This is a genomic window from Natrinema salaciae (assembly GCF_900110865.1).
Taxonomy (GTDB): Archaea; Halobacteriota; Halobacteria; order Halobacteriales; family Natrialbaceae; genus Natrinema; species Natrinema salaciae.
In genome coordinates this window covers 373,363-400,343 of sequence record NZ_FOFD01000001.1, presented here as the reverse complement: position 1 = coordinate 400,343, position 26,981 = coordinate 373,363, and the positions used below count along the sequence as shown (strand labels likewise).

The window sequence follows — 26,981 nt, the reverse complement described above, 5'->3', positions numbered from 1 at the left end:
GATCGTCGCTCGTTACTGGTTCTGTTCCTGCTCGCGCCGACCCACGAACGTCTGGTATTTGAGGTCGTCGTCGCGCAGTTCCTCGAGGATCCGGTCGACGAGGATCTGATCGGGGTCGTGCAGACCGGAGACCCGCTCGGACAGCTCCTCGAAGCTCTCGAAGGGCTTGCGCTTTCGTTCGTCGAGGATGCTGTTCCGGAGTTTCTTCCCGATCCCCGGCAGCAGGTTCAACTGGTGGAGCCGCAGCGTGATCGGCTGGGCGTCGTTGTAGAAGTCGACGAACCGCTCTTCGTTCTCCTCGACGAGGTCCTGGACGACGTACTCGAGTTCCGACTGCGCACCCGACGAGAGGTCCTGATACTCGACGCGGTGACACTCGGTAACGATCTCCCGCTCGGCCGGCGGCTCGACGACGACCTCGCTCCCGATCGTGAGTCGCTCCTCCTCGTCGAACGCGACCTGGTAGAGCTGAAAGTCCTCGATTCCGACAGCGTACCCTGCCGGTGACTTCGCGTACTGCGGGCGGCCATCGTCCGACAGCCCGTGGGCGAGGTAATCCAACACGACCGCGCGCCGAACGTCCGTCTCGTCGCCATCAGCTTCGCTCATTGGTTTACGCTACGGCGACGGCGTACTTAAAGAATCGGCTCACTTTCAGGCGACCGGACGGCGTCATCGAAGGTGCGGCGTCCGTTCCGTCGCGACACGGTCTCCGGACGACCAGGCGTCTCAGGCGTACTGTGCGACGACGTTGAGAATCTCGTCGAGCTCGTCCCCCGACAGCGAGTACCGCTGCTGTGCGTACACCGACCGGAGCTCGTCCCGGTCCCGCGGGAGAAGATTGGCGATCTTGTAGGCCGTCGGTTCGTCGACTTTCTCGAGCTCCTGCAGGTCGTCGACGAGCGACTGGGCCTCCGGAGGCTCCAAGACGGCGAACCGGTTCGCGTGTTCGATCGCTCGCGCGAGCTCGTAGCGAAGCTCGCGATCCTCGTCCATCGCGCGTTCGGCTTCGATGTCGGCGAGCAGCTCCTTCGTCTCCGAGACCGTCAGGAACTCCTCGTCGACGATCTCTTTGAAGATCGTCATCCTGCGGTTAGATCCGGCTCTTTTCCTGGTTCTGTGCGCGCAGGTGAGCCGCGGTGACGAGCAGCGTCTTGTCCTTGCCGCCGTCGTTGATCTGGACCTTGAAAGCGCTGCCCTGTTTCCCGACGACCTCGCCGGTGCGACCGTCGAACCGCGGGTGGTAGCGACCGTTCGGGACGCTCGGGTCGATCTTCAGGTGGACTTTCTCACCGACGTCGTACTCCTGAATCGCACGCTGTGGCGGCGACGCGCCGCGGTCTCGAGGATCGTTCGCGAGCTTTTTCCGGGTTCCCTGACGAGGGCCATTAGATTTCGGCATAGTCGTACGACCGCTTTGTCCGGTGACGGTTATAAAACACACGTATTACGCCCACCGTGGTACGCGGGCGCTTCGGGCGGCGATGCTTGGCGCGCTCGCGCTGGGACCGACCGGTCGCGACGGGTTCGGTGACCACTCTCACACCACCTATCACGCCTCGACTCGTTCTTATCCCGTCAGCGAATCCTCCTGGTCGGGTCTGTCGACGCGGTTCGGGCTGTCGATGGACTCGTTCGGTAGCGACTCGAGGACCAGTCCCCGCTCGGGCTCCCAGCCCTCGGCCTCCCAGTCGGTGACGAGCAGGGTGCCGTCGCAGGTCTTGACGACGAACTGCTCGCTCGCGCGGAAGACCTGAACGATCGTGCCGGGCCGCTCGTCGAGCAGCAGATCCGACGAGAACGGCTGGGCCTCCCAGATCGTGACTCGCGTTCCGTCGTGCTCGGTGAACGCGCCGGGATAGGGACGGGCGACCGCTCGAACGAGGTTGTAGACGGTTTCGGTCGGGTCGTCCCAGTGAATCGCGCCGTCCTCCGGGTTCCGCTTCGGGTAGTAGGTCGGTTCGGCCCGCTGGGTATCGAACTCGGCGGTGCCGGCCAGCACGTCGAAGAGGATCTCGTCGAACAGTTGCTCGCCAGTCATCACGAGCTTGTGATACAGCGACTGGATGGTATCGTGGCGGTTGATGTCGAACTTCTTCGTGGCGACGACGTCGCCGGAGTCCGCACCCTCGTCCAGGTGCATCACCGACAGGAGGAACCTGTCGAGCCCCTCGATGAGCGACCAGTTCATCGGCGATCGACCCCTGCCCTTCGGCAGTCCGAACGCCGAGCCGTGCAGTCCGAGCGCCCCGCGCGTGAACGTCTCGAGGACGTCTCCCGGGATGAGTCGCTGCCAGCCGTGGACGAGCAACAGGTCGGCGTCGAGGTCGACGAAGTGGTCGACGTCGCCGTCGTCCATCCCGTACGTCTCGGGGTAGTAGACCTGAACGTCGTGTTCGGCGGCGTACTCGGCGTGGTCGTAGTAGCTACAGACGTCGTGGCGCTCGCCCTGGGCGGGCGTGAGCGAGACGAGTTCGTCGATCGGCACGAGTTCCTCGTGGACGTACCGGAAGAGATCGAATCCGGCGTCCGTACAGCTCGCGAACGCCACCGTCGGGTTCTGGATCGGTTCGTCGTCGGTTTCGATTGGCGTCGATGTCATGGTGTCCTGACTAGATCGCGAATTGGTCGTCGGGCGGATCGCCGGCTCACGTTCGACTCACGTTGTCGTCGATGAACTGATAGTTGAGGAACTCGCTGATCGCGCCGAACCGATCGTCGCGCTCGCGGTACAACCGCTCGGCGAACGTCTGATCGGTTTCGGCCCACAGGCCCGGGTGGACGAGTATCTGCAGTCGCTCGGGGAATCCGTCGTCGAACGGCGGCGACCGTCGCCACCGCTGGTTCGAGTCCCCACGGTACGCGATCGACGTGAAGAATCGCTCCTCGTACGTGCTCACGAACCCGTCGTAGCTCCGTTTGAGCACCCAGTCGGGTGGGATGTGAAACGAGACCGTGTCGATCGGTTCGCCGACCACCGACGCGAGTATCTCGCGCTCTCGAGCGACTTCCGCCACGAGGTCCTCGTCTGCGGGTTCCGACGACCAGTACTGGTGGGAACTGAAGTGCAGTCCGACGTCGTGGCCCAGCGACCTGATCCGCTCGATGGCCTCGCGCGTCTCCCCGTACAGCGCGTTGTAGAACGGCGACGAGAGCAAGAAGAAGTACGTCGCGGAGACGTCGTTGTCGGCCTCGATCTGCGCCATCCGCGCCGCCCTGCGAGGCGACCAGTCCACGTCGTGCCGTAACAGGACGTCGCCGTCCTCGACGCCGCCGCCGTACGACGCGAACTCGTATCCCTGCGACCGGAGCTGGACGAGGAGGTCCTCGTACGTGTCGTACGTGAACCGAATCGACCGCTCGTCCTGCGCGCTTGCGAGCTCCGTCTGTGCGTTTTGTGATAGCGAGCCAACCATACCCACGGACGTGCGACGGGGGAGGAAAGTTATGCACCGTTGACTGTCGACTAGGTGGTCATTTCGAGGGGCCCGGCCGCAGAGCGCGTGCTGAGCCGGTCCGGCAGCGGGCCACGAACGCCTGAGACCCGATCGCATCCGTGCCCGTCGAGCGCGACCCCGAGAGGCCGAACAATCGGCCCCTACCGCGAGACGACCGCTGCCGGGGTCCGACCGGGTGGCGGCTCCGGTCTCGGTTCGGCCCCGGAGACAGCAAGAGTGACCCCGCTCGAGTCCGTTGGGCCGGTATGGACGACGACTCCGACAGCCGCAGCGACGACGAGTTCCGGATCGAAACGCGGTCGATCCACGCTGGACAGGACCCGAACCCGGAGACGGGCGCGCTGATGACGCCGATCCACGCCAACTCCACCTACGAGCAGGACGCTCCCGGCGATCACCGCGGCTACGAGTACTCCCGCACCGGGAATCCGACCCGAACCGATCTCGAGGCGAACCTCGCGAGCCTCGAGAACGCCGACTACGGTCGCGCCTTCGCCAGCGGGATGGCCTCGATCAACACCGTGTTGAACCTGCTCGAGACTGGCGATCACGTCGTCACCGGCAACGACGTCTACGGCGGCACCCACCGAATCTTCACGCAGGTGTACGAGGACTACGACCTCGAGTTCTCGTTCGTCGATATGACCGACCTCGACGAGATCGAGGCGGCGTTTCGCGACGAGACGGCGCTGCTGTGGCTCGAGACACCGACGAACCCGCTCATGTCGATCGTGGACGTCGAGGGGGCGGCCGCGATCGCTCACGAGAACGACGCGCTCTGTGCGATCGACAACACGTTCGCGACGCCGTACCTGCAACGGCCGCTGGACCTCGGCGCGGACATCGTCTCGCACTCGCTGACGAAGTACCTCGGCGGCCACTCCGACGTCGTCGGTGGGGCGCTGCTGACGAACGACGGCGAACTCGACGAGCGACTCGGCTTCTACCAGAACGCCGTCGGCGCGACGCCCGGCCCCTTCGACGCCTTTCTCGTCCTTCGGGGCACCAAGACCCTGCCCGTTCGGATGGAACGCCACTGCGAAAACGCCCGCGTCATCGCCGAGTGGCTCGCGGATCACCCCGACGTCGATCGGGTCTACTACCCCGGCCTCGAGTCCCATCCCGGCCACGAGATCGCTGCCGAACAGATGGACGACTTCGGCGGCATGCTGAGCTTCGAACTCGACGCGAGTCTCGAGGAGGCCAGCGCCGTCGTCTCGAACACCGAGATCTTCACCCTCGCGGAGAGCCTCGGGGGCGTGGAGAGTCTGATCGAACAGCCCGCGCCGATGACACACGCCGCGATCCCGCGCGAGGAGCGGCTCGAGGCGGGCCTCTCGGACAGTCTGATCCGCGTCAGCGTCGGCATCGAGCACGTCGACGATCTGATCGCGGACCTCGACGAGGCGATCGACTCGGCGCTGGCGTCGCCGAGCGGCAGTACGTAACGCTTACCGCGACGGTCGCCGCGCGAGTTGCGAGCGGAAGATCGGCTCGAACCCCTCGAGGTAGTCGCGAACGTCGACGGCGTCGATCCGGTCGCAGTAGGCGGTCGCCGCGTCGTACTCCCGTCGCCACTGGTCGACGAACTCGGCTTCGATGTCGGCCTCGCGGATCCGTTCGACTACCGGATCGACGGCCTCGTCGGACGGATCGGACCGGATCGCCCGAAGCGCGTCGTGCGAGACGACGCCCGTCTCGAGGGCACGAATCACGACGCCGGAGCTGTAATCGCCCTCGGCGAGTTCCCGCTCCCAGGTGGCGATCCAGTTGCCGATACGTGCCATTCGCTGGCTGTGAGCGACCACGTCTCGAACCGTCGCGAGCGCGCGTCGATCGAACGCGGGAGCGTTCGCGAGGTCGATGTCGGCGAACGGAAAGAGCATCATGTTGTAGACGTCGTACGTCCGGAGCTCGCGCTCGCTCGCGAGCCCGGGATACTGGGCCAGCAGTGCGGAGTAGTCGACCGACTGCAACGCCTGCCTGACGTCGAATCGGAACAGATTCGCGAACTCGTCCGCGCGCGGGCTCGCCGCGTAACACGTCAACAGTGCGTCCCACAGCTCCTGCTGGAACCGAACGTACGTGGCGTCCACGCCCGCTCGAGTCGGGTCGGCAGGCTGAGAGTCGAACGGAACCAACAGCAACTCCTCGAGCGTCGCCCGGTCGCCGTGTCGTTCCGCGACGTCGTCGACGACGGTGATGAACATCGTGGCAAGTATCTTCGCGTCGCGAACGCGCCGTCCGTACTCGTCGTCGACACAGGACAGTCTGAATTCCGGCTCGACCGCGTCTAACCACCGCCAGGTCGATCGATCCCTGTCCCCGATCAGTTCGTCGTAGGCGTCGGCGATCGGCCGAACGGTTTCCGAGAGCGTTCGTTCCTGTGCGTCCGAAAACGGATCCGTTCCCGCGTCCAGCGAACGAAACTTCGTATTACTATTCATTATTCATAATTAGAGTTGGAAACTAAAAGTCCTTTGTTAGCCACATATTCTGTGCCGTTCCAACGTGCGGTGGGCAACGCTCGGCAGGAGGGGCGGCGACTGCAGTCGAATACTCCTTTCGTGATGCGTGCGAACGATCGGGTATGTCGACGAACGACGACGAACGCGAGGCGGGCGTCCACGCGCTCCCGATCACGGTCGAGTACGGCGGACGAGAGCTCACGATCACCCCCACGCTCGTCGAAACCGATCGCGGCCCGATTCTGATCGACACTGGTCCGAGAGGGTCCCTCGACGGGCTTCGCACCCACCTCCGATCGCTGGGGTACGAACTCACCGACCTCTGGCTCGTGATCCTCACCCACCACGACGGGGATCACGCGGGCGGTCTCGCCGAGTTGCTCGAGCGGGTCGATGCCGCCGTCGCGACACACCGCGAGGAAGCGCCGTACGTATCGGGTGAGCGCGAGCCGATCAAAGGCGACGGCGATCGGTATCCGCCCGTCCACGTAGATATCGAACTGGCGGACGGGGTCCGGTTCCCGACGCTCGCGGGGCCGATGACGGTCGTCGCGACGCCCGGCCACGCGCCCGGGCACGTATCGCTGTATCTCCCGGACGGGAAGTTGCTCATCGCCGGCGACGCGCTCGTCGCCGACGGTGACGCCCCGCTCGACGGCCCGAAACCGCGGTTCACGCCGGAGATGGATCGCGCGCTCGAGTCGGTCGGAACCCTGGCGGCGCTCGCGGTCGACCACACGGTCTGCTATCACGGCGGGTACGTGAACCACGGACCCGACCTGATTCGAGAGCGGTACGATCAGCTACGGGAATAGCGCTCGCTCCGGCGGGCGGTGCTCCGACGGGTCGCTGCGCGAGCGCGAGCGGAACGGAACCGATCGAAGCGGAATTCTCATCGGTGTCCGTCACTAATCGACGCGCAATGCGACTCGAACTCCGCGTCTGTCAGCACTGTCTCGACGGCGATCACGGCAACGAGCGTCGGACGGCACTCCTCAACGACATGGTCGACTGCGCCGAGCAGATCAAAGCGCACAAGGAGGTCATCGACCTCGACGCCGTCCACATCCGCAAGGTCAAGGACGACGAACCGGGGAAGCCGGCCGCGCTCCCGGTCGTCTCGGCGACGATCCAGAACAACCAGGTCGTCCTGAACGACACGCAACTCGTCGCGGAAGGCCAGGACGGAAACATGCTGGTCTACACCAACCCCGACGACGTCCTGACCGTCCTCGCGGGGAACCTCGACGAGATCAGCAAGGCCGTCACCGACGACGTGACCGTCGATCTCTCCGAGATCGGTGCGAAGATCGTCTCGCAGGCCGATCTCGGCGCGAATCGCGACCAGTAAGGCCACCGCTCCGCGCGACTGGCCCGGAGCCCAGTGCTCGGTGATCGACTCGAGCGACGGACTCGACGATCGACGGTTCGAATCCGGACAGACGGCTACCGCTCACGATCGGTGTGGATTCGAAACGGGTGAAAAGTGAACGCCGGAAGCCGCGTTAGATACGACCGACGTTCTCGACGCCGACGCTCTCGACGCCCTCGACGGCAGCGAAGTTCTCCTCGACGGTCTCCGTGCCGCCTGCGCCGTCCGGAACGATCACGGTCGGATAGAGCGCGACGAGCCCGAACGCGACTTCGTCACGTTCGACGCCGTTGATCTTCGCGCCCTCGGGGAGGGCACTCTCGAGGCGCTCCTGGAGCGCGTCGAGGTCGATATCGGGGCTGTCCGGCATGACCTTGATTTTGGCAGCGACTTTTCCCATTGTTATGGTCCAGTGAACCCGCAGTCGGGGCACTCGTAGAGGTTGCTCTGTTTGCGACACTTGGCACAGCGGTAGATCTGCTGGCCGCAGTCGGGACACTTGAACGCGGCGGCGTTCGTGCCCGCGATGTTGAGCCCGCAGGAGACGCAGGAGCGCGTCTCTCGGTCGTCGGTCGTACTCATACCCCTTCCTTCCCGCCCGCCGTTTTTAAACTACTCGATAGCAGAATTCCGCGAGCGGCCGGGCCCGCCGGGCCGCGTTTTCCGACCCTGAAAACGCACTGACGGGTACTTTACACCCCCGTCCGAATAACTGGATGAGGTTCGGTGGTCCGACTCTGCCCGAACCTCTGCCTCTGACACTTCGCGAGTTCCGGACCGACAGCGAGTCGCTCGTCCGGAACTCAACATTCAAAGCCGTCCCGTCCGTAGCGTCGGTGAATGCGCCTCGACGACTACATCGAGGATCTAGAGCCCGACGAGGAGGCCGAGCGCCGCCGACTCGCCAAGGAGAAGTCCTACGCGATCACGGACCACCTCGAGGAGTTCGAACGGCGGTTCGACGACGCGCTGAGCGGCGATACCCTCGTCGGCTCGACCGCCCCGTCGATCTTCGTCGGCCGGTCGAACTACCCGGACATTCCCGTCGGGCTGCTCTCGCCGGTCGGCGACGAGAACGCGGCCGAGGAGTACGTCACCGACGGCGACTGGTACCGGCAGGGGTACGCGATCGACGACGTGCTCCAGCGCCGGACCGGGCTCCTGAACTCGAGCAAGCGCGCGAACGTCGACTCGCCGAGCATCGCGAGCCGCCTGACCCCCTCCGTTCACGACACGTGGGACGGCTTCGTCGGCGTCCAGCGCGAGGTCGCCATCGCCGATCGGCCGGTCGACCTCGAGATCGGGTTGGACGACAAGCCGGACCTCGGACTGGACGCGGGAACGGACGTGGCGACGCCGCGCGGTCCCCGCGCCAACGCCCGTAACGCCGATCTCCGGGAGAATCCACACGTCCCGCGGCCGGTCAAGAAGACCCTCGAGGACGACGACTGGCAGGCCGAGGGGGCGATGACGTACCTCTACCGGCGCGGGTTCGACGTCTACGAGATCAACTCCATCCTCTCGGCGGGCGCACTCGGGCAGACGAAACAGCGCCGGCTGGTCCCGACGCGGTGGTCGATCACGGCCGTCGACGACACCGTCGGGAAGTTCCTGCGCGGGCGCATCCGGAACGCGCCGAGCATCGACGAGGTGCAGGTCTGGGCCAACGAGTACGTCGGAAACCGGTACTGGATCGTGCTCGCGCCCGGCAACTGGGAGTTCGAACTCGTCGAGATGAAAGCGCCCGGCAGCATCTGGAACCCCGATCCGCACGACGATATCTGGCTGGCCAGCGCCAACGAGGGATACGAGGGCCGCTCGAGCTACGTCGAGGAGACCGCGGGCGCCTACTACGCCGCTCGGCTCGGCGTACTCGAGTACCTCGAGTCGGTCGGCCGGCAGGCGAAGTGTCTCGTCCTGCGGGAAGTGTCGGACGACTACTGGGCACCGGTCGGCGTCTGGCAGGTCCGCGAGAGCGTCCGCAACGCCTTCGACGGGGAGTACGGCGAGGCGGAGACGTTCCACGACGCGGTGTCGGCGGTCGCGAACCGGTTGCCGGTGTCCTACGCGCGATTGCGCCGCAAATCCGAACTCGCGGCCGGGTTGCAGTCGAACCTGAGCGCCTTCTCGAACTCGGACTGAGTCTCGAACGCGTTCGAGCCCTCGACCGGGAAACGGTGACCGGTGACGAGCCGTGCGGCCGCCGAGTACGTTCGCCGGCGGTCGGGACCGGCTGCCGAGGGTTCGCCCGGCGACCGGGAACGACGGAGTGACGGAGAGACGACCAGTCCATCGAGGTCGGATATGTGCGCTGCTACCGTGAGACATACACTGAAGTAATAAATCGCTCAATTTTTATGCTCCAAAGGAATAACGCAGGTGATGACGTTCGACTTCACACCGACGACGATCGACGATCTCGAGCCCGAGCGGCGACCGTCGTTCGCTCTCGCGCTCGTTCCCGTGCTCGCCGTCGTTACGTTCCTCGGCATCGGCTCGGCCGTCCTCGGGCTCGATCCGCACGTGCCGCTGCTCTGGAGTATCGTCTTCGTCGGCGCGTTCGGCCGCTTCCTCGGCTACGGCTGGCCCGAACTCTCCGACGGGATCGCCAACGGCCTCCTGATGGGGCTGCAGGCGCTGTTGATCATCTTTACTATCTACGCGCTGATCGCGACCTGGGTCGACGCCGGCACGATCCCGGCGATGATGTACTACGGCCTCGAGTTGCTGACGCCGACGGTGTTCCTCCCCATCACGGCGATTCTGGCCGCCGTCGTCGCGTTCTCGATCGGGTCCTCGTGGACGACGGTCGGGACGCTGGGCGTCGCGTTCGTCGGGATCGGTGCGGGGCTCGGCGTCTCGGCGCCGATGACCGTCGGTGCGGTCATCTCGGGCGCCTACGCGGGGGACAAGCAGTCGCCGCTGTCGGACACGACGAACCTCGCGGCCGGCGTCACGAACACGTCGCTGTACGATCACATTCGCCGGATGCGGACGGGAACGGCCGTCGCGTTCGGCCTCGCGGTGGCCGGGTTCGCCGGCCTCGGGCTCCGCGCAGGCGGCGAGATTCCGGTTGGCCGGGTCGCCGAGATTCAGACCGCGCTCGCGGGCACGTACGATCTCTCCGTGCTCGTGTTCCTGCCGCTGGTCGTCACCTTCGGCCTCGCGCTCTACGGCTACCCCGCGCTCCCAACGCTCGTGGCCGGCGTCTTCGCCGGCGTGCTCACCTCGATCCTGATTCAGGGAACCGGGTTCGTCGCCGCCTGGGAGGCCTTTATGGGCGGGACCGCCCCCGAGACCGGTGCCGACCTGGTGAACGAACTCCTCGCGACCGGCGGGCTCACGGGCTCCGCCTGGACGATCACCGTCGTCGTCGCCGCGCTCTCGCTCGGTGGCCTCCTCGAGCGAACCGGCGTGCTGGCGGTGCTCGCTCACCACCTCTCCCAGGGCGTCCGACGTTCGGGCAGCCTGATCGCCGGCACCGGTGCGTCCGCGATCCTGATCAACGCGCTCACCGCCCAGCAGTACATGAGCATCGTCCTGCCGGGACTGACGCTGCGAAACCTCTACGAGGAGTTCGGCCTCGACAGCGACGAACTCTCTCGCGCCGTCGAAGCCGCCGGGACGCCCACCGGCGCGCTGATTCCGTGGCACGCCGGCGGCGTCTTCATGGCCTCGGCGACCGGCGTTCCCACCCTCGAGTACGCGCCGTTCTACCTGTTCGGGTTCCTGTCGCCGCTCGTACTGTTCGCGATGGCGCTGAGCGGGCGCGGCGTGCCGACGACCGAGCGCACGGACCGAGTACAGACCGCCGACTAACCGAGAGCCGACCACCCGACGGCTACCGCTCCGTTTTCACGACCGGGCGCTCCCGCTCGATTCCGGGTTCGGGTTCGTCCCGATCGGCCCGATCGATTCGATCGACGACCGTGACGCAGGCTTTGAACGCCGCGATGACGACGGGCCCGACGAACAGCCCCACGATTCCGAACAGGGAGATCCCGCCGACGACGCCCACCAGCGCGGTCGCCGGATGGAGACTGGACCCCCGGTCGACGAGGATCGCCCGCAGGTAGCTGTCGGCGACGGCGAGAACCGCGATACCGTATCCGAGCAAGATTGCGGCGCGTATGGGATTGCTCGAGGTCGCGTGGGCGATCGTCACCGGCCCCCAGACGAGCCAGACGCCGATCGTCGGCAGGAACGAGGCGAAGACGAGAACGATGGCCAGCGTAGTCGCGTACGGCACGCCGAGCAATGCAAGTCCCAGTCCGCCGAGGACACCCTGAACGAGCGCGACGAACACGTGACTGCGGAGGACCGCCACGGTGACCGCGTGGACTTCCTCGAACAGTTCGTCGAGCACCGTCGCGTCGAGCGGAGCGACCTCTCGGATCCAGCCCAGGGCGGCCGGGCCGTCGATCAGCAGATAGTACACCAGAAAGACGACGACGAACACGCCGACGGCCACCTCCATCCCCGTCGCCACGACGCCGACAGTACGGGTCAGCGTCAACTCCGCCGCGCCCGGGATCGATCCCACGAGTTCGGAACGCACGGCGGTCTCGAGCGCCGTGACCGTCTCGTCGGCCATCCCCAGGTCGTTCCGCGCCACGTCGCGACCGGTCGCGACGATCCGATCGGCGTCGAACGACTCGAGGACCGACGCGGCGGTGCGAGCCACGACGATCGAGATGAGAAGTAGCGGAACGATACCGCCGACGACGGCGAGGCCGGTGCACGTGAGCCCGGCGACCCGCGGGCCGACGCGGGGCTCGAGTCGCTCGTAGGCCGGACGGAGGACGACCGCGAGCAGGCACGCCGCGAGGACGTACTCCAGGAGCGGCAACACCATCATTGCGGCGAGCGCGCAGAGAGCGCTCACCAGGAGGGCGAGAAACGCCGTTCGGGCGTTCATATTTCACCCTTGCCGATGGAAACTATAAGTGTTGGTATTCTGTACTGTGTTCGGCAGCGAAAGGAGCGGCGTCCACCGCAGTCGGGCGCGCGTCGGAAACCGATCCCGCGACGGGCGCGTCGACGGTCTCAGAGGTTCGCGTACGCCTCGTCGACCATCTCGCTGGTCTCGTCGACGATTTCCTGCCAGTTCTCGTCGTCCGGTGCGATGCCGAGCAAGCGTGCGATCTTCATGATCGAAACGTGGTAGACGACCTGACGGCCCGGTTCTTCCTCCCAGACGACGACGTTACACGGGAACAGCGCCCCCATCTGTTCGGTCACGTCCAGCACCCGGTCGGCCATCGCGGGATTACAGGCCCCGAGTACGTAGTAGGGATCGCGGTCCGCGTCGACCTTCTCGTTGAGGAGTTCCGACGGCGAGAACTCGGCTGGCACGCCGAAGCCCGCGTCGGTGAAGACCTCGCGAGCGTGTTCGATCGCGTCCTCGTGGTCCATCTCGAGGGTCGCGTGGTGCTCGCCGTAGTCGTCCGGGTCGATCTCCGTCGGGTCGATCGGAAGCGACATGCACGACCGTTGGTCGTCCCCGCCCTCAATTGGTCGCTGAACGGCCGATCCCGCGGCCGAACGGCGCGACGCGGTAGTTCCGGACCCGGTTAGAGCGGGATCGGCAGCCACTCGAGCAGCCGTATCATCAGGGTCGGATCGAACAACGGGTCGTGCAGGACGAGCCAGTCGAGCAGGACCAGTCCGCCGCCGTGTGCGACGACGGAGGGCAGAAGGGAGTTGGACTGGTAATCGACGGCGCCGAACAGGACGTCGGTCGGACCCGACAGCAGGAACTCGATCGGCGGCTTCGACGTGTGGTGGAGCATGTAGACCACGGGGCTGATGAACACCGCACCGAAGCCGATCTCCTTGACGCCCACGCAGAGCAAGCCGCGGTAGTAGGTCTCGGCGGCCAGCGCGAGCGCAAAGAGCTTGATCGCGTGCGGGACGAACGCTCCCGGCGCGGCCGACGTCTCCCAGATCGGGTAGAACGCGCGGATCGACGGCAGCGTCGACCCGACGACGTAGAACGGGAGGACGAACAGCGCGAGCAAGACCGTGTTCCGAATCGCGATGCGATCGACGCGCCAGCCGAGACGGTTCCCGTGTGAGAGCCCGAGGGCGAGCGGTCCCGCGACGAGGAGGACGCCGTCTACGAGGACCCGCTGGGTCAGGTCGCTGGGAACGAACCGCATCCACAGCACCGTCAGCACGGCGCCGACCAGCAACGACTTCTGGACCCAGGAGAGTCGCATGCGATCGCTGAACCAGTGATCGTCGCCTCGACCCGACTCGGACGCCACGCTACTCGTCCGCGGTCGGGATCGGGCCGGTTCCGATGACGTCCCGAACGTTGGTCTCGAACTCCTGGTGTCGCTGGAAGTACGTCTCGTCGACTTCCTCGAGCACGGCCGACAGCTCCCGGGGACCCTCGGGCGTTCGGATGACGCTCTCGCCCTCGAGTCGGTCGACCTCGCTCTTCTCTTTGGGCCAGGTCAGCCGCGAACTCACGCGGGCGAGCGGCGCACCTTCGACGGGGGTGTGGTCTCCGAGCGAAACTGCCGGCTCCGCTTCCTCGTCCTCGTCGCTCATGGACGGCCGTTTGCGAGGGCGGCGATTCAAGCTTTCGCTTCGGCGAGTCACGCCGAGCCGGGCGTCCGCGACTGGACACCTCTACGAACCGAGATGTGTCTGACGTATCGTTTTGTGATGGGACGCCAAACAGGCGGGTATGACAAGCCTGACGGAGGCCTACGACGGGACCGCATCGGGGGTGACGAGTCGCCGACTGGTCGCGGGAACGGCGCTCGTGGGACTCGGCGCGGTCCTGGCCGTCGTGGCCGTACTCGTGGCGACGACCGACTTCTTCGGCAGGTTCGCCGTCGAACTCGCGCCCGCCGTCGCCGACGACCTCGCGCCGATCCGCGTCGGCGGGGTGCTCGCCGGTCTTAGCGTCCCGACCGCCCTCGTCGGCGTCTTCGTCGTCCTCCCCGCCGGCCGTCGAGTTCGAGCCGCCGCCGCGATCAGCGCGAGCCTCTGTCTGCTCGGGGTCGTCCTCTTCTGGCACGCCTACCCCGAACACTGGCGCGGCTACGGACAGGAGCTGACGCTCGAGGTCTCCGCGATCTACCTGCTCGGGCTCCTCCCGTCGGTCTGGTGTCTGTTCGCCGCCGTCGCCACGTTCAAGCGGCGCAACGATCCCGGCGGAAACCTCGAGATGAACGTCACCCGGCACAACAAGACCGTCCTCGAGGTCGAGGAGTCGGCCGACTCGGACGGGCTGGGCGGCATCGGCTTCTTCGGCGGCACGCCGGACGGGGAAGTCGAGACACAGACCAACGCGGACGCCGACGCGGGCGGGAACGGCTCCGGGAGCACGCCCCTTTCGTACGACGAGGGCGCGACCGGGAGCCGCCGATCCCAGCGCTCGCGCACGTCCGGTCGGCCCGTCGGCGCTGCGACCAGCGACGGCGGCTCCGTGGCCTCCGATATCTCGTCGCCGCTCGAGACCGGGGACGGCCACGACGCGGAGATCGTCGAGTCGTCGACCGAGACGCCGACGGAGCCGACGGATCGCTACTGTGGGAACTGCAAACACTTCGAGTACGTCCGGTCGTCGGAGGGGATGGTCCCTTACTGCGCCCGCCACGAGACGGCCATGGACGACATGGACGCCTGCGAGGAGTGGACGCCGAATCGGTGACGAGCGCCGCCGGCTTCTACTCGGGTTCCGGGTGCGACACCGAATACGCGACGGCGGTCGGCACTGGGCCGGAGACTCAGATGCCGAGCGTCTTCCGCCCCAGTTCGAACCCCCACTGCGGCACCTCGAAGACGATCAGGGCGACGAGGAGTAACTCGCCGACGGTGACGACCAGCATCATCAGATCCGCACGTTTGCTGCTGACCGCGACGCCGATCGGGAGCCCGAACTCCTTCTTCCAGACCGGATAGAACAGCGCGATCCCCCGCTTGCTCCCCGCGACGTCGAGGACGTAGTGGGTCAACACCCCGATCCAGACGTACTCGAGGTTTCCGAAGACGTACGGAAAGGCGAGAAAGGCGACCAGAATCGGCAGGTTGTGCAGCGTCTTCCGGTGCTTGCCGAAGGCGGTGTCGACGTCCGGAAAGAGGGCCCCGAGCGTCACGGGAACGCCGATCATCACGATGGTTCTGAACGTCTCCAGACTCCCCGACGGCTCGAGCAGATACCCCAGTCCGATACTCAGCAGAACGGCGTTCAGGACGTGCCCCTTCTTGTTCATCCACCCGGGTCTGGGGGGTCGAGCGGGGAATAGTTTTCTCTCGAGACTGTCACCCGTTCGTACCGATCCCGGGAGGCATCGTCCGAACGGGACGCCTTCAGCGCGCCTCGAGTTCGGCGAGCAGGTCCGCGAGCGCCCGATCGACGGTCTTCGCGCGGACGTCCGCGCGGTCGCCGTCGAAGACGTACCGGGAGACGGTCGTGTACGACTCCTCGCTCCCCCACGGTGCCCCGTACGAGATTCCGATGTAGACCGTGCCGACCGGATTCTCTTCGGTCCCGCCGGTCGGACCGGCGATCCCGGTCGTCGAGATACCCCACGTCACGTCCGTGACGTCTCGGATCCCCTGTGCCATCTCGCGGGCCACGGGTTCGGAGACGGCCCCGTGCTCGTCGAGCGCTTCGCGACTGACCCCGAGGTGACGACGCTTGGCGTCGTAGGCGTAGGTCGTCAGCCCCGAATCGAAGTAGTCGCTCGCGCCCGGCACGGCGGTGATCGCCGCGCCGATCAGGCCGCCGGTACAGGACTCGGCGACGGCCAGCGACGCCTCCGTCTCTCGAAGCGCATCCGCGACCGCCATCGGGCGCTCGCGGTCGATGTCGTCGTTCATACCCGAACCGACGGGCGGTTCCGTTGTGAAAGCGATGGTTGCCGACCCGGCCCCGCCCGCGACTCGAGCGAACCGCTCGACCTCGAGACGCCGCCGTCCGTCGCGGTCGACTCGGAAGCGGAACAGCAATCCGACTGCGAACCCCAAAGCCCGGCATGAACTACGAGACGCCGCTGTTCTTTCAGGTGATGGCGTACGCGGACGCGGCCGACCGCGACGTCATCGACATGGTCAGCGGAACCCCCGACTGGGAGCCACCTGCGGCACTCCGATCGGGGTTGCGGGAGTACGCCGATCTCGAGTCCGACCGCTTCCAGTACCCGCCCAGCGACGGGCTCCGCGAACTACGGGAGGAGATCGCCGCGCGCCGCGGCGTCGACGCCGATCAGGTCGTCGTGACGAACGGCGCTGGCGAGGCGAACTACCTCGCGATGGCGCGAGCCCTCGAGCGCGAGCGCGGACGCGAATTCCTGCTGACCGATCCCGTCTACCCCTACTACCCCGGGAAGGCGACGATGCTCGGCGGCACGCACTCGTCCGTCGCGACTGACGACGAGGGGCGGCTTCGTCCCGAGGACGTCCGCGCGGCCGCGAGCGCGGAGACGGCTGCGATCGTGGTGACGACGCCCAACAATCCGACCGGCGCGGTCTACCCCGCGGAGACGATGCGGGAACTCGTCGCCGTCGCCGAGGAGTACGACGCCGTGCTGATCAGCGACGAGGTCTACGACCACTACGATCTCTCGGGGCGGTTCGCCAGCGCGCTCGAGACCGACTCCACCCACCGGATCGTCACGAACGCGTTTTCGAAGTCGATGGCGATCACCGGCGTGCGCGTCGGCTACGCGATCTTCCCGCCAGAACTCGTCGCGAACGCCAGGAGTCGACACATGCTGGTCACCGTCGCCACCACTCGGCCGGGGCAGTACGCGGTCCTGCAGGCGCTGCGCGAGACGGGGCCGGAGTACTACGAGCGCAACCGCGAACTCCTTCGTGACCGCGTCGACACGTTCACCGACGCGCTCGACGCGGCGGGGGCGGAGTACACCACGCCAAGCGGCTCGTTCTACGTGATGGCTCGCTTCGACGGCTACCCGGGGACGCTCGAGACCGTCGAGCGACTGATCGACGAGGCCGGCGTGGCCGGCATGCCCGGCGAGGCCTTCGGCGACTCGCGGACCGACTGGCTCCGGTTCGCGCTCGTGTCGCCGCGCGTCGAGGAAGCGGCCGAGCGGCTGGCGACCTACTTCGACTGACGGTCCGAGCCGGCGGGCGATAGCCGAGAAGGGACCGACGAATACTCGTGTTTGGACCGGGAACGGCGTGTATGAGCGGCATCGACGTCGAACCGGTCGACGAGAGCGAGGGCGAGGACGAGGAAGCGACGAGGGACAGCGACGACGGCGCACACTCCATCGAGGTGACGCCGACCGAGTCCGTCGACGGCGCGGCGGACGAGCGCGAAACGATCGACGTCGAGCCGTCCGACGAGCCGATCGACGGCCCCGATTACGTCCTCTACGGCGGGAAAGGCGGCGTCGGAAAGACGACGATGGCGGCCGCGACCGCCCTCGACAGCGCTCGGGGCGGAACCCCGACGCTGATCGTCTCGACCGATCCGGCCCACTCACTGTCCGACACCTTCGAGACCGACATCCCGTCCGAACCCGGTCGGATCCGCGACGATATCCCCCTCTACGCGGCCGAGATCGACCCCGAGGCGGCGATCGAGCGGGGCGACACCCCCTTCGGCGGCGCGGGGACGGAGGCGGGAGCAGCGGACGAGTCGCCGTTCCCCGGCGATGCGGACGGCTCTCCGTTTCCCGGCGGCGAGGGGACGGAGGGCGGCCCCCTCGGCGGTCTCGGCGATCTGCTCAGCGGCGACTCGCCGATGGACGCCCTCTTCGGCGGCGCGATGCCCGGGGCCGACGAGGCCGCCGCGATGCAGCTCCTGCTCGAGTACATGGACGACGAGCGGTTCGAGCGCGTGGTCGTCGACACGGCCCCGACGGGCCACACGCTCCGCCTGCTGCAGCTGCCCGAGATCATGGACACGATGATGGGGCGGCTCGTCAAATTCCGCCAGCGCATCGGCGGCATGCTCGACGGGGTCAAGGGAATGTTCGGAGGGGAGGAGCCGTCCGCGGACGAAGACGACCTCGAGGATCTGGAAGTGCTGCGCGAGCGCATCGAGCGCCTGCGGGCTGCGCTGCGCGATCCCGCACGCACCGACTTCCGGATCGTCATGGTCCCCGAAGAGATGAGCGTCTTCGAATCGAAGCGGCTGCGCCAGCAGCTCCGCGAGTTCGAGATCCCCGTCGGCACCGTTGTCGTCAACCGCGTGATGGAACCGCTCTCGAACGTCACCGACGACGTGGAGGGCGAGTTCCTGCAGCCGAACCTCGACGACTGCGAGTTCTGTCAGCGGCGCTGGGACGTCCAGCAGACCGCCCTCGCGGAGGCACAGGACCTCTTCCGGGGGACCGACGTGCGGCGCGTCCCGCTGTTCGCCGAGGAGGTCCGGGGGGAGGAGATGCTCGCGGTCGTCGCGGCCTGTCTGCGGTAGCCGCGGACCGCTCTCGAGGGGACGGGGACCACCGATTCGACTTCGTCGCTAGTCCCGGTCCGCACTGACCACCGTCACCGGCCGGTCGCTGCCGAGGATCACGGCCTGAGCGACGCTGCCGAACAGTACTTTTCCGACCGGAGACCGGCGTCGCACGCCGAGAACGATCAGGTCGCTGTCGTCCTCGTCGGCCGCCTCGAGGATCGTCTCCGCGGGGTCGCCCGCCGCGGCGCGGACCGTCCACTCGAGGTCGCCGGCAGCCAGCACGTCGGCCGCCGCTTCGACCGAGGCGGGGAGGGTCTCGTCGTCGGCTACTCGCTCCATCTCGTCGGCGTACTCCTCGGCGAATCCGCCCGCCGCCCACTCGGCGTCCGCTCCGGTCCCGCCGTCGCGGACGTGGAGCACGTCGACCGAGACGGTCGTCGCCGCGCTCGGGAGTTCGCGGACGGCGCTCGCTTGTGCCCGCGCTCGCGATTCGTTCTCGTCGACCGGAAGCAACACGCGGTACATACGCCTCGTACGGGAGCGAGACGGTTAGTGGTTTCAGCGGTCGCGCGCAGTTCCGGCGGGGTCGCGCGGTGACGGTCGGTGCCGGCCGCCGCGAGCGTCACGCCGACTCGTCGAGGTCGCCGTCCCAGTCGCCCCCGACGCGGTCGACGCCCATCATCGCCTCGTCGGGATGGTCGGTGAAGACGGCCTTCGTGTGCTCGTCCGGAATATCGAACGTATTCCCGGAATACTCCACGGTAGCGAGCGCGAACGCTCGGTTCCGCTCGAGCGAGCGGCCGCGACGGATCTCGGCGTCGAGAAAGAACAACGGCCCATCGACGGCGCGTCCGAAGTGGAGGGCTGCCGCCCCGCGGTCGCGTATCGTGACGGCGACGTGGCCCGCCGTCGTCGCCATCTCGGTCGTGTACAGCTCCGTTACCCGCTCGGCGAGCGCCGTCTTCTCCGCGTCCGATAGCGACAGCGTCGTGTCGAACTGCAACGGCGGCATACCGCGACTCGTCCGGCCACCGGCGTGGGCGTTTCGCCGACCGACGCGACCGGTCCGTGTAAGCGACCAGTAGTAATGCGGGTGCTCGTGGGAGGGACCGTGAGCATGGTGGCAGAACGCGAGCGGGCCGCTCGAGCGGCTTCGCGGCGCCTGTGGCGGTACCTGTGGATCGTCAACGCCCGGACGAAGGCGTATCTCACGCTCGATGCGCCGGCCATGATCGCCGATATGGACGAGTTGACTGCCGAAGAACGCCGCCTCGCGCGACGGGCGTTTCCCGACGGCGGACGCGACGGCGACGAACGCGGCGGACGCGAGTCCGGAACCGAAACCGCTGACGGCCCCGGCGGCGGGGCCGGTGGCGGCGACGGAAGTCGCGGCGACGACGGCTCCCCGTTCGACGTCGGCGGGACGTACGGCCTCCGACAGCGGGTGGGCTTCGTCCTCGGGCCGCTCCTGTTCGCGCTCATCTTCCTGTCGCCGACGCCGGAGGGACTGTCGGCCGCGGGGAAAGCGGTCGCCGCCGTCACCGCGTGGATCGCCGTCTGGTGGATGTCCGAGGCGATCCCGATCCCGGCGACGTCGCTGCTGCCGATCGTTCTATTCCCGCTGACCGGCGCCCTTCCCGTCGCGGACACGACGCCGTCGTACGGCCACCCGCTGATCTTCCTGTTCATGGGCGGCTTCTTCCTCGCGATGGCGATGCAGCGGTGGGGGCTCCACCGGCGGATCGCCCTCCGGACGATCAAAGCGGTCGGCACCGAACCCTCGAGACTCATTCTCGGGTTCATGCTCGCGACCGCGTTCCTCTCGATGTGGGTCTCCAACAGCGCGACCGTGATGATGATGGTGCCGATCGCGCTGGCGGTCATCTACCAGACCGCGGACCTGATCGACGAGACCGACCTCGCGGTCGAGACGACCGAAGGGAACTTCTCCTTCGGGATCGCGCTGATGCTCTGTATCGCCTACGGCGCGTCCGTCGGCGGCGTCTCGACGCTCATCGGCACGCCGCCGAACGTCCTCTTCGCGGGCCAGGCCGACGCGCTCTTCGGCCAGTCGGTCTCGTTCGCCGAGTGGATGCTCTACGGCGTCCCGATCTCGGCGATCGGCCTCGTCGCCGTCTACGTGTACGTCACTCGCGCGGTGTCGCCGCAGTTCGACGAGCTTCCCGCCGGGGCGGACACCATCGACCGCGAACTCGAGCGACTCGGGCCGATGAACAGACAAGAGCGGTGGGTCGCCGTCGTCTTCGTCGGGATGGCCGCGGCCTGGATCGGAGCTAGCCTGATCGATCCGCTCCTCGGAGTCGCCCCGCCGGAGGACGCCGACACGATCGTCGCGATCGGCGGCGCGATGGTCCTGTTCACGCTGCCGACGACGACCGCGGACGGCGACCGCACCTTCCTGCTCGACTGGACCCACGCCGTCGACATCCCGTGGGGCGTCATCCTCCTGTTCGGCGGCGGCCTCGCGATCGCCAGCGGCTTCGGCGACACCGGCCTCGCGGCCTGGATCGGCGAAGGGCTCGGACTCCTCGAGGGCGTGCCGATGATCGCGATCCTGTTCGCGGTGGTCGTGATGACGATCTTCCTGACGGAGGTCACGTCGAACACGGCGACGACGGCGATGCTCATGCCCATTCTCGCCGGCGTGGCGGTGGGGATCGGCGTCCACCCGTTCGGGCTGATGATCGCGGGCGCGACCGCCGCCTCGTTCGCGTTCATGCTGCCGGTCGCAACCCCGCCGAACGCGATCGTCTTCGGGAGCGGTTACATCACGCTCCCGCAGATGGCCAAGATCGGCGTCGGACTCAACGTCATTGGCATCGTGTTGATCACGCTCGTGGCGGTCGGCTGGCTGCCGATCGCGTGGGGGATCGACATCGGCACGCTGCCGGCTGAGTTCGCGGAGGCGTTCCACGGGTGACCTGTGCGGTCAGCGAACGCCGTTTGTATCCGCGAGCGGACCCGGATACCATACAAAAACGAAAAATCACCTACTGAATGAGACGGTTAGTATTTTGTGCACACTACTAGGCAGTTTTTGAAGTGATGGCACTCCACTGTGTCGCCTACACCGAGTGTTCCCGCGATGTCCACACCCCTCGTATCGACGCCTCTGTCGATTAGTTGTCTTTCGATTTCTTTTTCGATTTGTTCGACATGCTCGTCGCTGTATTCTATTTCTACTAGATAATTTTCTCCTGGCGATTCATCCTCTCTGACTCTCACGTTCGGTCGTTCTGAGTCCATGTTCTTTCCTCAGTATTACGGTTGTGGGCTCTCAGAGACGCGCCCAGACGGATTTTCAGTGTTCGTTGTGTTAGTAATTGTTATCATACATGGTTATTAATAACCCCTATTCCAATTGTACATGGGCCATTTCCGATAGTAATATCTTTGGACTGTACACTCCCGGATGGAAGTACTTACTATCGAACGCATCCGTTACGATCCGTCAACGATGTCGAAGAAGCCTATATTTCTCTCCTTCCATCAACCGAGTTCTGTTCTCTTTCGAGACTGACCAAAGAAGCCGTATTCCCAACAACAGTTAGTCGTCCGCGGGAAGCCGCGTCCCGCCCACGTCAGGCCGGCTCACGTCGCGGTCGGTCTCCTCGCCCTCGATGTCGTACGGGTACTCGCCTGTCACGCAGCCCAGGCAGAGGTCGATGCGGTCTTCCTCGAGCACGTCGGCGACGGCGTCGGTCGAGAGGTAGGCGAGGCTGTCGGCGTCGATCGCGTCGCGGATCTCGTCGGTCGATCTGCCCGCGGCGATCAGCTCCTCGCGGGTGGCCATGTCGATGCCCATGTAACAGGGGGCGACGATCGCGGGCGCGCCGATGCGGACGTGGACCTCCTCGGCCCCGCAGTCTTTGAGCAGCTGGACGAGCTGGGTCGAGGTCGTCCCGCGGACGATCGAGTCGTCGATGACGGTGACGGTCTTCCCCTCGATCGTCGACTTGATCGGGTTGAGCTTGAGCCGCACCGCGCGTTCGCGCTCGTCCTGTGTCGGCATGATGAAGGTCCGGCCGACGTACCGGTTCTTCATCAGCCCCTCGGCGAACTCGACGCCGTCGTCGTCGGCGGCCCGTGACTCGCCGTCGGCGGTCGTCTCGCTCGCGGCGTCGGCGTAGCCGGCGGCGAACGCGCGTCCGGAGTCCGGGACGGGCATCACGACGTCGGTCTCGACGCCGCTCTCCTCCCAGAGCTTGCGGCCGAGCGAGCGCCGGGCCTCGTAGACGAGCGTGTCGTCGATGACGCTGTCGGGTCGCGCGAAGTAGACGTGTTCGAAAAAGCAGTGAGCGGTGTTCTCCTGCTCGACGAGCTGGTAGGAGTCAAACCCCTCGCCGTCGTCCTGCAGGACGACCAGTTCGCCCGGGCGGACGTCGCGGACGAGTTCCCCGTCCAGGGTGTCGATCGCGGCCGATTCCGAGGCGAGGATGTAGCCGTCCTCGAGTTCGCCGATACAGAGCGGCCGGTTCCCCTGCGGATCGCGCACGCCGAGGATGGTGTCGTCGTGGCTGATCGTCAGCGAGTAGGAGCCGTGAATGCGCCCCATCGTGTGTTTGACGGCGCGAACGAGGTCTTCCTCCAGGAGGTTGCGCGCGAGGTCGTGGGCGATGACTTCGGTGTCGCCGTCGCTGGTGAAGGCGTGACCCGCGGCGGCGAGTTCGTCGCGGATCTCGTCGGCGTTGACGAGGTTGCCGTTGTGGCTCAGGCCGAGTGAGCCGCTCTTGAACGAGACGGAGAAGGGCTGTGCACAGGAGGAGTCGACCGAACCGGCCGTCGGATACCGGACGTGGCCAATCCCCGCAGCGCCGTTGAGCGTGTCGAGATCGTCTTCACCGAAGGCGTCCCCCACCAGTCCCATCTCGACGTGGCTGTGCTGTTGAAACCCGTCGTGGGTGACGATCCCCGCGGACTCCTGACCGCGATGCTGGAGCGCGTAGAGCGCGTAGTACAACGGTCGCGCCGCGTTTCGACCGTCGAGTGAGACGCCGACGACGCCGCACTTCTCGGTCATTCCTGTTCGCCGGGGAGTCTCGCCCCGCCCATCAGTCATGGAAGTCAGTAGGGCACCCAGCCGATAAAAATCCCCGTGTTTGTGCTTTCAATGCAGTCCCCGACGGCGAATTTCGTGCACGTTCGTGCATACCTCGAGGGAGTGGCGGTGCCGGAGTGCGATCGCCGCCGAGCCGCGGTCTCGAGCGAGCGATCCATGGGGCAGCGCTCGTCGCGCACGCGTTCGATCCCGATCGGTTCGAATCGCGGATCGGCGGTCGCGAACCACGAACGTGTCTATCGACGACCCGCGTCGCCGGCGCTGCGTACGGCTTCGTAGCCACGTTCGACGCCTTCCGCGACATGGACGATCAGTGGGTGCAGCGGCGCACGTCCGCTCGCGCTCGCCGACGGCAACCTCACGTGGTCTACCGAGCGACCGAGACGCCCCTGAACCCCGTGTTCGAGGCCAAGCCGTAGATCGTGGGGAACGCACGAATGGGTACCAGCGCGGCGATCCGGCGCTCGAGGCACAGTGTTCAAGAGAGTCGACTCGAATCCGATCAGTATGCGACTCGAGGAGTACTGGGGCGTCGGGCCGAAGACGCGGGCGACGCTGGTCGACGAGCTGGGGCGGGAGCGCGCGATCGAGGCCATCGAGAGCGGTGACGTGCGCGCGCTCGCCGACGCCGGCCTCGCGCGGGGGCGAGCGACGCGCATCCTCCGCCGGGCGACGGGCGGCGACGGGATCGACGTGCTGGCGACCGGCGACGCGCGATCGGCGTACAAGGACCTGCTCGACCTGGCGGTCGAGCACGCAGTCACGCAGCGTGCGGCCGACCGGATCCGCGTGCTCACACCGCTGACGTCCCGCGAGGCCATGACGGACCGGCTCGACGACGTGCTCGCGGCCCGCGACGCCTGGGCCGCGCTCGAGGACGCCGATCGGGAGGCCGTTCTCGAGGCCTACGAGCGGTACGACGAGCGCGAGGAGAGCGAACACGCGGCCGTCGAGGCTGCGCTCGCCTTACTCGAAGCCGGCGTCGACTCCGGCCCGTTCGCCGCCATCGCCGGCCTCGAGCGCGACCGACTCGCGGAGGCCGCCGAGGCGCTGGCGGCGCTGGACGGCGGCCGCGTCCGCGAGGGTGCCGACGAGGAACTCGACCGGCTCCGGGACACGCTGGGGGCGATCGAGGATATGGACGCCAACGCCCTCGAGCTGATCGAGGACCTGCGCTCGGACGGCGTCCGCGACGTCGACCAGTTCCGCGACGCCTTCGAGGACCGCCTGCTGACCGAGACCGAGGTCACGATCGATCAGGTCCGGGGTGCGATGCCGGCCGACGCGACCGACGCGACGGACTTCGTCGGCACCACGTTGCGAACCCTCCGGAGCGATCTCACCGCCGCGATCGACGAACGCGAGGTGTTGGTCGCCAGCGATCTCAAGGGAACGCTCGCGGAGAACCGCGACGCCGTCGATCGGGCCGTCGACGCGGTCGACGACATCGCCTTGCACCTCTCGCTGGCCCGGTTCGCGCTCGAGTACGACTGCACGCGACCGGCCTTCCTCGAGGGCGACGACGACGCCGTCTCCGTCGTCAACGCGCGCAACCTCACGCTCGCCGCGCGCGACGACGAGTCGGTGCAACCGGTCACGTACGCGCTCGGTGAACACGGCGTCGCGAGCGTTCCGGACGGCGTCGACTCGGTCCCCGGCGAGGAACGCGTCGCCGTCCTGACGGGCGCGAACAGCGGCGGGAAGACGACCCTGCTCGAGACGCTGTGTCAGGTCGTCCTGCTGGCGACGATGGGGCTGCCGGTCCCCGCGGACCGGGCCGAGGTGACCCCCGTCGACTCGCTGGTCTTCCACCGCCGACACGCGAGTTTCAACGCCGGCGTCCTCGAGTCCACCCTCCGGTCGATCGTCCCGCCGCTATCCTCGGGCGGGCGCACGCTGATGCTGGTCGACGAGTTCGAGGCGATCACGGAACCGGGCAGCGCGGCGGACCTGCTCCACGGCCTCGTCACGCTCTCCGTCGACCGCGAAGCGCTCGGCGTGTTCGTCACCCACCTCGCGGACGACCTCGAGCCGCTGCCGCCCGAGGCGCGGGTCGACGGCATCTTCGCGGAGGGGCTGAACCCCGACCTCGAGTTGCTGGTCGACTACCAGCCCCGCTTTGGCACCGTGGGTCGGTCGACGCCGGAGTTCATCGTCTCGCGGCTGGTCGCGAACGCGAGCGACCGGAGCGAGCGCGCCGGGTTCGAGACGCTGGGGGAAGCCGTCGGCAACGAGGTCGTCCAGCGGACGCTCGCCGACGCGCGCTGGACGACCGACGAGTGACGAGTGAGCCAGAACCCGCCTTTCGCTCGCCCGCTCGGCCACCCGATTCTCACTCGTCGGTTCGGTCGCCGTATCCCGTTCGATCACCGCCGTCCCGTCGCTCGTCGGCGGGCCAGTAATCCGGCGTCGGCGTGTACGTTGCGTCGTCGGCCGCCGTCTCGTCCGAATCGCCGGACGTGTACGTGTAGGGGATTCCCGCACGCTCCTCGCAGACGCGGGCCTCGAGATACGCCTGTGCGGCCCGTCGTGAGAGCACTCCCATCTCGACGATATCGGCCAGCACGGTCTTCGTGGCGCGAAACCAGGTCCTCGTCGTGCCGTCGCCGGGCTGCGACGCGACGATCGCGCCCCGACCGCCGTCCCGGCCGTCACCCCACTCGAGCCAGCAGACCAAATAGGGGTCGACCGCGTAGCCCGCTGCCGGGCTGACGAGGTACAGCGCCTCGTGAACGCAGGGATCGAGATAGTCCGTCAAGATCCGGTCCCGGGAGATCGAATCCGCCAGCAGCGAACCGTCGATCGCGCCGTTGGCCAGCGGCGTCGCGGCCGTGATCGCGTCCGCGAGCGTGAGGTCCTCGCCACCCCAGTGACTGTACCGCACGTCGTAGAGCCGATCCGGTCGCCGATAGGCGACCAGCGCCCTATGTCCCATGATCCACCCGATCGAAACGGCGGGAATCGGTGCGCTCCACACACGTCTCCGGAATCAGCTCGTAGCTCACGGCGACTCTGGTCACCCGTCCGTATTTCAACCTGCGGACGGCTCGCCCGTCGGGAGCGATCGCCGGCAGGATCCGGATCGAGGCGACGATCAACGGCTTTTCACCCGTCTCCCGAACTCCGGCCGTAGAAATCGGGACGGGACGCCGGTGCCGTGCTCGAGCGGTCACCGATCCGGACGGCGAACTCGAGCGAGCGCGGACGCACC

The 26,981-nt window shown here is 66.9% G+C and carries 30 protein-coding genes; 11 read left to right on the top strand and 19 right to left on the bottom strand.

All coding sequences use genetic code 11. The features are described from left to right. Positions 1–12: 12 nt before the first annotated feature. The 5 genes from BMX07_RS01995 to BMX07_RS01975 form a co-directional block, all read right to left on the bottom strand. The gene (locus tag BMX07_RS01995) at positions 13–609 is read right to left on the bottom strand and encodes a DUF655 domain-containing protein (RefSeq protein WP_090612862.1); all 597 of its coding nucleotides are present in this window, start codon (positions 607–609) and stop codon (positions 13–15) included. A 120-nt stretch (positions 610–729) separates the two neighbouring features. After that, the gene (locus tag BMX07_RS01990) at positions 730–1,086 is read right to left on the bottom strand and encodes an RNA polymerase Rpb4 family protein (protein ID WP_090612857.1); all 357 of its coding nucleotides are present in this window, start codon (positions 1,084–1,086) and stop codon (positions 730–732) included. Positions 1,087–1,093: 7 nt separating this feature from the next. Next, a complete protein-coding gene (locus BMX07_RS01985; protein WP_090612855.1) occupies positions 1,094–1,402 on the bottom strand; it encodes a 50S ribosomal protein L21e in 309 nt (102 codons plus the stop codon). A gap of 168 nt (positions 1,403–1,570) precedes the next feature. Next, positions 1,571–2,602: a methionyl-tRNA formyltransferase gene (locus tag BMX07_RS01980; protein ID WP_090612851.1), complete on the bottom strand. Its 1,032-nt coding sequence runs from the start codon at positions 2,600–2,602 to the stop codon at positions 1,571–1,573. A gap of 46 nt (positions 2,603–2,648) precedes the next feature. Beyond that, positions 2,649–3,416: a polysaccharide deacetylase family protein gene (locus tag BMX07_RS01975; protein WP_090612848.1), complete on the bottom strand. Its 768-nt coding sequence runs from the start codon at positions 3,414–3,416 to the stop codon at positions 2,649–2,651. Between the two features lie 287 nt (positions 3,417–3,703). Between BMX07_RS01975 and BMX07_RS01970 the strand changes: the two genes are divergently transcribed. Continuing rightward, positions 3,704–4,906, top strand: a complete 1,203-nt coding sequence (locus tag BMX07_RS01970) for a cystathionine gamma-synthase (protein WP_090612844.1) — start codon at positions 3,704–3,706, stop codon at positions 4,904–4,906. Between the two features lie 3 nt (positions 4,907–4,909). On the opposite strand, the gene BMX07_RS01965 is transcribed toward BMX07_RS01970, so the two are convergent. After that, the gene (locus BMX07_RS01965; protein ID WP_090612840.1) at positions 4,910–5,905 is read right to left on the bottom strand and encodes a terpene synthase family protein; all 996 of its coding nucleotides are present in this window, start codon (positions 5,903–5,905) and stop codon (positions 4,910–4,912) included. A 143-nt stretch (positions 5,906–6,048) separates the two neighbouring features. On the opposite strand from BMX07_RS01965, the gene BMX07_RS01960 reads away from it, so the two are divergent. Together BMX07_RS01960 and BMX07_RS01955 are read left to right on the top strand one after the other, a co-directional pair. Then, a complete protein-coding gene (locus BMX07_RS01960; protein WP_090612837.1) occupies positions 6,049–6,741 on the top strand; it encodes an MBL fold metallo-hydrolase in 693 nt (230 codons plus the stop codon). Positions 6,742–6,848: 107 nt separating this feature from the next. Further along, positions 6,849–7,277 carry a hypothetical protein gene (locus BMX07_RS01955; RefSeq protein ID WP_090612832.1) on the top strand — a complete coding sequence of 143 codons (429 nt, stop codon included), beginning with the start codon at positions 6,849–6,851 and terminating at the stop codon, positions 7,275–7,277. Between the two features lie 154 nt (positions 7,278–7,431). Here BMX07_RS01955 and BMX07_RS01950 read toward each other — a convergent pair whose 3' ends face one another. After that, on the bottom strand, positions 7,432–7,698 hold the full coding sequence (locus BMX07_RS01950) for an elongation factor 1-beta (RefSeq protein ID WP_090612828.1): 267 nt from the start codon (positions 7,696–7,698) through the stop codon (positions 7,432–7,434). 2 nt (positions 7,699–7,700) lie between these two features. Further along, a complete protein-coding gene (locus BMX07_RS01945) occupies positions 7,701–7,880 on the bottom strand; it encodes an HVO_2753 family zinc finger protein (protein WP_006184530.1) in 180 nt (59 codons plus the stop codon). A gap of 258 nt (positions 7,881–8,138) precedes the next feature. On the opposite strand from BMX07_RS01945, the gene nreA reads away from it, so the two are divergent. Together nreA and arcD are read left to right on the top strand one after the other, a co-directional pair. Continuing rightward, positions 8,139–9,440, top strand: a complete 1,302-nt coding sequence (gene nreA / locus BMX07_RS01940; protein WP_090612825.1) for a DNA repair protein NreA — start codon at positions 8,139–8,141, stop codon at positions 9,438–9,440. A gap of 240 nt (positions 9,441–9,680) precedes the next feature. After that, positions 9,681–11,117 (top strand): arginine/ornithine antiporter ArcD, encoded by a 1,437-nt coding sequence (gene arcD, locus BMX07_RS01935; protein ID WP_090612821.1) that lies wholly within the window; start codon positions 9,681–9,683, stop codon positions 11,115–11,117. Positions 11,118–11,139: 22 nt separating this feature from the next. Here the strand turns inward: arcD and BMX07_RS01930 are convergent, their stop codons facing one another. From BMX07_RS01930 to BMX07_RS01915, 4 genes are all read right to left on the bottom strand, one after another. Further along, entirely contained in the window at positions 11,140–12,216 is a 1,077-nt protein-coding gene (locus BMX07_RS01930; RefSeq protein ID WP_090612818.1) for an AI-2E family transporter, read from the bottom strand. 128 nt (positions 12,217–12,344) lie between these two features. Further along, entirely contained in the window at positions 12,345–12,782 is a 438-nt protein-coding gene (locus BMX07_RS01925; RefSeq protein WP_090612813.1) for a DUF302 domain-containing protein, read from the bottom strand. An 89-nt stretch (positions 12,783–12,871) separates the two neighbouring features. Further along, entirely contained in the window at positions 12,872–13,519 is a 648-nt protein-coding gene (locus BMX07_RS01920; protein WP_090614772.1) for a CPBP family glutamic-type intramembrane protease, read from the bottom strand. A gap of 49 nt (positions 13,520–13,568) precedes the next feature. Further along, positions 13,569–13,856 (bottom strand): DUF5789 family protein, encoded by a 288-nt coding sequence (locus BMX07_RS01915; protein ID WP_090612809.1) that lies wholly within the window; start codon positions 13,854–13,856, stop codon positions 13,569–13,571. 139 nt (positions 13,857–13,995) lie between these two features. Between BMX07_RS01915 and BMX07_RS01910 the strand changes: the two genes are divergently transcribed. After that, positions 13,996–14,967, top strand: coding sequence for a cell division protein CdpA domain-containing protein (locus tag BMX07_RS01910; protein ID WP_090612805.1), 972 nt, complete (start codon positions 13,996–13,998; stop codon positions 14,965–14,967). A gap of 76 nt (positions 14,968–15,043) precedes the next feature. On the opposite strand, the gene BMX07_RS01905 is transcribed toward BMX07_RS01910, so the two are convergent. Beyond that, positions 15,044–15,529, bottom strand: a complete 486-nt coding sequence (locus tag BMX07_RS01905; RefSeq protein ID WP_090612802.1) for a metal-dependent hydrolase — start codon at positions 15,527–15,529, stop codon at positions 15,044–15,046. A 97-nt stretch (positions 15,530–15,626) separates the two neighbouring features. Further along, positions 15,627–16,139: a CinA family protein gene (locus BMX07_RS01900; protein ID WP_090614770.1), complete on the bottom strand. Its 513-nt coding sequence runs from the start codon at positions 16,137–16,139 to the stop codon at positions 15,627–15,629. Positions 16,140–16,294: 155 nt separating this feature from the next. On the opposite strand from BMX07_RS01900, the gene BMX07_RS01895 reads away from it, so the two are divergent. Together BMX07_RS01895 and BMX07_RS01890 are read left to right on the top strand one after the other, a co-directional pair. Beyond that, positions 16,295–17,395, top strand: a complete 1,101-nt coding sequence (locus BMX07_RS01895; protein WP_090612799.1) for a pyridoxal phosphate-dependent aminotransferase — start codon at positions 16,295–16,297, stop codon at positions 17,393–17,395. A gap of 71 nt (positions 17,396–17,466) precedes the next feature. Then, positions 17,467–18,705 carry an ArsA family ATPase gene (locus tag BMX07_RS01890; RefSeq protein ID WP_090612796.1) on the top strand — a complete coding sequence of 413 codons (1,239 nt, stop codon included), beginning with the start codon at positions 17,467–17,469 and terminating at the stop codon, positions 18,703–18,705. A gap of 48 nt (positions 18,706–18,753) precedes the next feature. Here the strand turns inward: BMX07_RS01890 and BMX07_RS01885 are convergent, their stop codons facing one another. Together BMX07_RS01885 and BMX07_RS01880 are read right to left on the bottom strand one after the other, a co-directional pair. Next, complete coding sequence (locus BMX07_RS01885; protein WP_090612791.1) at positions 18,754–19,215, bottom strand: universal stress protein; 462 nt, start codon at positions 19,213–19,215, stop codon at positions 18,754–18,756. Between the two features lie 97 nt (positions 19,216–19,312). Beyond that, positions 19,313–19,702, bottom strand: coding sequence for a tautomerase (locus tag BMX07_RS01880; RefSeq protein WP_090612788.1), 390 nt, complete (start codon positions 19,700–19,702; stop codon positions 19,313–19,315). A gap of 105 nt (positions 19,703–19,807) precedes the next feature. Here BMX07_RS01880 and BMX07_RS01875 point away from each other — a divergent pair, with 105 nt between their 5' ends. Then, positions 19,808–21,631, top strand: a complete 1,824-nt coding sequence (locus BMX07_RS01875) for an SLC13 family permease (protein WP_090614767.1) — start codon at positions 19,808–19,810, stop codon at positions 21,629–21,631. Between the two features lie 86 nt (positions 21,632–21,717). Here BMX07_RS01875 and BMX07_RS23490 read toward each other — a convergent pair whose 3' ends face one another. Next, positions 21,718–21,957, bottom strand: coding sequence for a hypothetical protein (locus BMX07_RS23490; RefSeq protein WP_139210781.1), 240 nt, complete (start codon positions 21,955–21,957; stop codon positions 21,718–21,720). 301 nt (positions 21,958–22,258) lie between these two features. Then, entirely contained in the window at positions 22,259–23,731 is a 1,473-nt protein-coding gene (gene purF, locus BMX07_RS01870; protein ID WP_090612781.1) for an amidophosphoribosyltransferase, read from the bottom strand. A gap of 155 nt (positions 23,732–23,886) precedes the next feature. Here purF and BMX07_RS01865 point away from each other — a divergent pair, with 155 nt between their 5' ends. After that, complete coding sequence (locus tag BMX07_RS01865) at positions 23,887–24,189, top strand: hypothetical protein (RefSeq protein WP_090612777.1); 303 nt, start codon at positions 23,887–23,889, stop codon at positions 24,187–24,189. Between the two features lie 88 nt (positions 24,190–24,277). Beyond that, on the top strand, positions 24,278–26,053 hold the full coding sequence (locus BMX07_RS01860) for a MutS-related protein (protein WP_090612773.1): 1,776 nt from the start codon (positions 24,278–24,280) through the stop codon (positions 26,051–26,053). Between the two features lie 49 nt (positions 26,054–26,102). On the opposite strand, the gene BMX07_RS01855 is transcribed toward BMX07_RS01860, so the two are convergent. Then, positions 26,103–26,705: a DUF6735 family protein gene (locus BMX07_RS01855; protein ID WP_090614764.1), complete on the bottom strand. Its 603-nt coding sequence runs from the start codon at positions 26,703–26,705 to the stop codon at positions 26,103–26,105. Positions 26,706–26,981: the final 276 nt, after the last annotated feature.

Excerpts from the sequence above, each read along its gene's own strand:
- BMX07_RS01860 (WP_090612773.1), top strand. The coding sequence starts at position 24,278 with ATGCGACTCGAGGAGTACTGGGGCGTCGGGCCGAAGACGCGGGCGACG.
- BMX07_RS01995 (WP_090612862.1), bottom strand. The coding sequence starts at position 609 with ATGAGCGAAGCTGATGGCGACGAGACGGACGTTCGGCGCGCGGTCGTG.
- BMX07_RS23490 (WP_139210781.1), bottom strand. The coding sequence starts at position 21,957 with ATGGACTCAGAACGACCGAACGTGAGAGTCAGAGAGGATGAATCGCCA.
- BMX07_RS01885 (WP_090612791.1), bottom strand. The coding sequence starts at position 19,215 with ATGTACCGCGTGTTGCTTCCGGTCGACGAGAACGAATCGCGAGCGCGG.
- nreA (WP_090612825.1), top strand. The coding sequence starts at position 8,139 with ATGCGCCTCGACGACTACATCGAGGATCTAGAGCCCGACGAGGAGGCC.
- BMX07_RS01880 (WP_090612788.1), bottom strand. The coding sequence starts at position 19,702 with ATGCCGCCGTTGCAGTTCGACACGACGCTGTCGCTATCGGACGCGGAG.
- BMX07_RS01910 (WP_090612805.1), top strand. The coding sequence starts at position 13,996 with ATGACAAGCCTGACGGAGGCCTACGACGGGACCGCATCGGGGGTGACG.
- BMX07_RS01965 (WP_090612840.1), bottom strand. The coding sequence starts at position 5,905 with ATGAATAGTAATACGAAGTTTCGTTCGCTGGACGCGGGAACGGATCCG.
- BMX07_RS01955 (WP_090612832.1), top strand. The coding sequence starts at position 6,849 with ATGCGACTCGAACTCCGCGTCTGTCAGCACTGTCTCGACGGCGATCAC.
- BMX07_RS01900 (WP_090614770.1), bottom strand. The coding sequence starts at position 16,139 with ATGAACGACGACATCGACCGCGAGCGCCCGATGGCGGTCGCGGATGCG.
- BMX07_RS01950 (WP_090612828.1), bottom strand. The coding sequence starts at position 7,698 with ATGGGAAAAGTCGCTGCCAAAATCAAGGTCATGCCGGACAGCCCCGAT.
- BMX07_RS01905 (WP_090612802.1), bottom strand. The coding sequence starts at position 15,529 with ATGAACAAGAAGGGGCACGTCCTGAACGCCGTTCTGCTGAGTATCGGA.
- BMX07_RS01890 (WP_090612796.1), top strand. The coding sequence starts at position 17,467 with ATGAGCGGCATCGACGTCGAACCGGTCGACGAGAGCGAGGGCGAGGAC.
- BMX07_RS01895 (WP_090612799.1), top strand. The coding sequence starts at position 16,295 with ATGAACTACGAGACGCCGCTGTTCTTTCAGGTGATGGCGTACGCGGAC.
- BMX07_RS01960 (WP_090612837.1), top strand. The coding sequence starts at position 6,049 with ATGTCGACGAACGACGACGAACGCGAGGCGGGCGTCCACGCGCTCCCG.
- BMX07_RS01855 (WP_090614764.1), bottom strand. The coding sequence starts at position 26,705 with ATGGGACATAGGGCGCTGGTCGCCTATCGGCGACCGGATCGGCTCTAC.
- purF (WP_090612781.1), bottom strand. The coding sequence starts at position 23,731 with ATGACCGAGAAGTGCGGCGTCGTCGGCGTCTCACTCGACGGTCGAAAC.
- BMX07_RS01970 (WP_090612844.1), top strand. The coding sequence starts at position 3,704 with ATGGACGACGACTCCGACAGCCGCAGCGACGACGAGTTCCGGATCGAA.
- BMX07_RS01990 (WP_090612857.1), bottom strand. The coding sequence starts at position 1,086 with ATGACGATCTTCAAAGAGATCGTCGACGAGGAGTTCCTGACGGTCTCG.
- arcD (WP_090612821.1), top strand. The coding sequence starts at position 9,681 with ATGACGTTCGACTTCACACCGACGACGATCGACGATCTCGAGCCCGAG.
- BMX07_RS01915 (WP_090612809.1), bottom strand. The coding sequence starts at position 13,856 with ATGAGCGACGAGGACGAGGAAGCGGAGCCGGCAGTTTCGCTCGGAGAC.
- BMX07_RS01975 (WP_090612848.1), bottom strand. The coding sequence starts at position 3,416 with ATGGTTGGCTCGCTATCACAAAACGCACAGACGGAGCTCGCAAGCGCG.
- BMX07_RS01930 (WP_090612818.1), bottom strand. The coding sequence starts at position 12,216 with ATGAACGCCCGAACGGCGTTTCTCGCCCTCCTGGTGAGCGCTCTCTGC.
- BMX07_RS01920 (WP_090614772.1), bottom strand. The coding sequence starts at position 13,519 with ATGCGACTCTCCTGGGTCCAGAAGTCGTTGCTGGTCGGCGCCGTGCTG.
- BMX07_RS01925 (WP_090612813.1), bottom strand. The coding sequence starts at position 12,782 with ATGTCGCTTCCGATCGACCCGACGGAGATCGACCCGGACGACTACGGC.
- BMX07_RS01875 (WP_090614767.1), top strand. The coding sequence starts at position 19,808 with ATGGTGGCAGAACGCGAGCGGGCCGCTCGAGCGGCTTCGCGGCGCCTG.
- BMX07_RS01980 (WP_090612851.1), bottom strand. The coding sequence starts at position 2,602 with ATGACATCGACGCCAATCGAAACCGACGACGAACCGATCCAGAACCCG.
- BMX07_RS01985 (WP_090612855.1), bottom strand. The coding sequence starts at position 1,402 with ATGCCGAAATCTAATGGCCCTCGTCAGGGAACCCGGAAAAAGCTCGCG.
- BMX07_RS01945 (WP_006184530.1), bottom strand. The coding sequence starts at position 7,880 with ATGAGTACGACCGACGACCGAGAGACGCGCTCCTGCGTCTCCTGCGGG.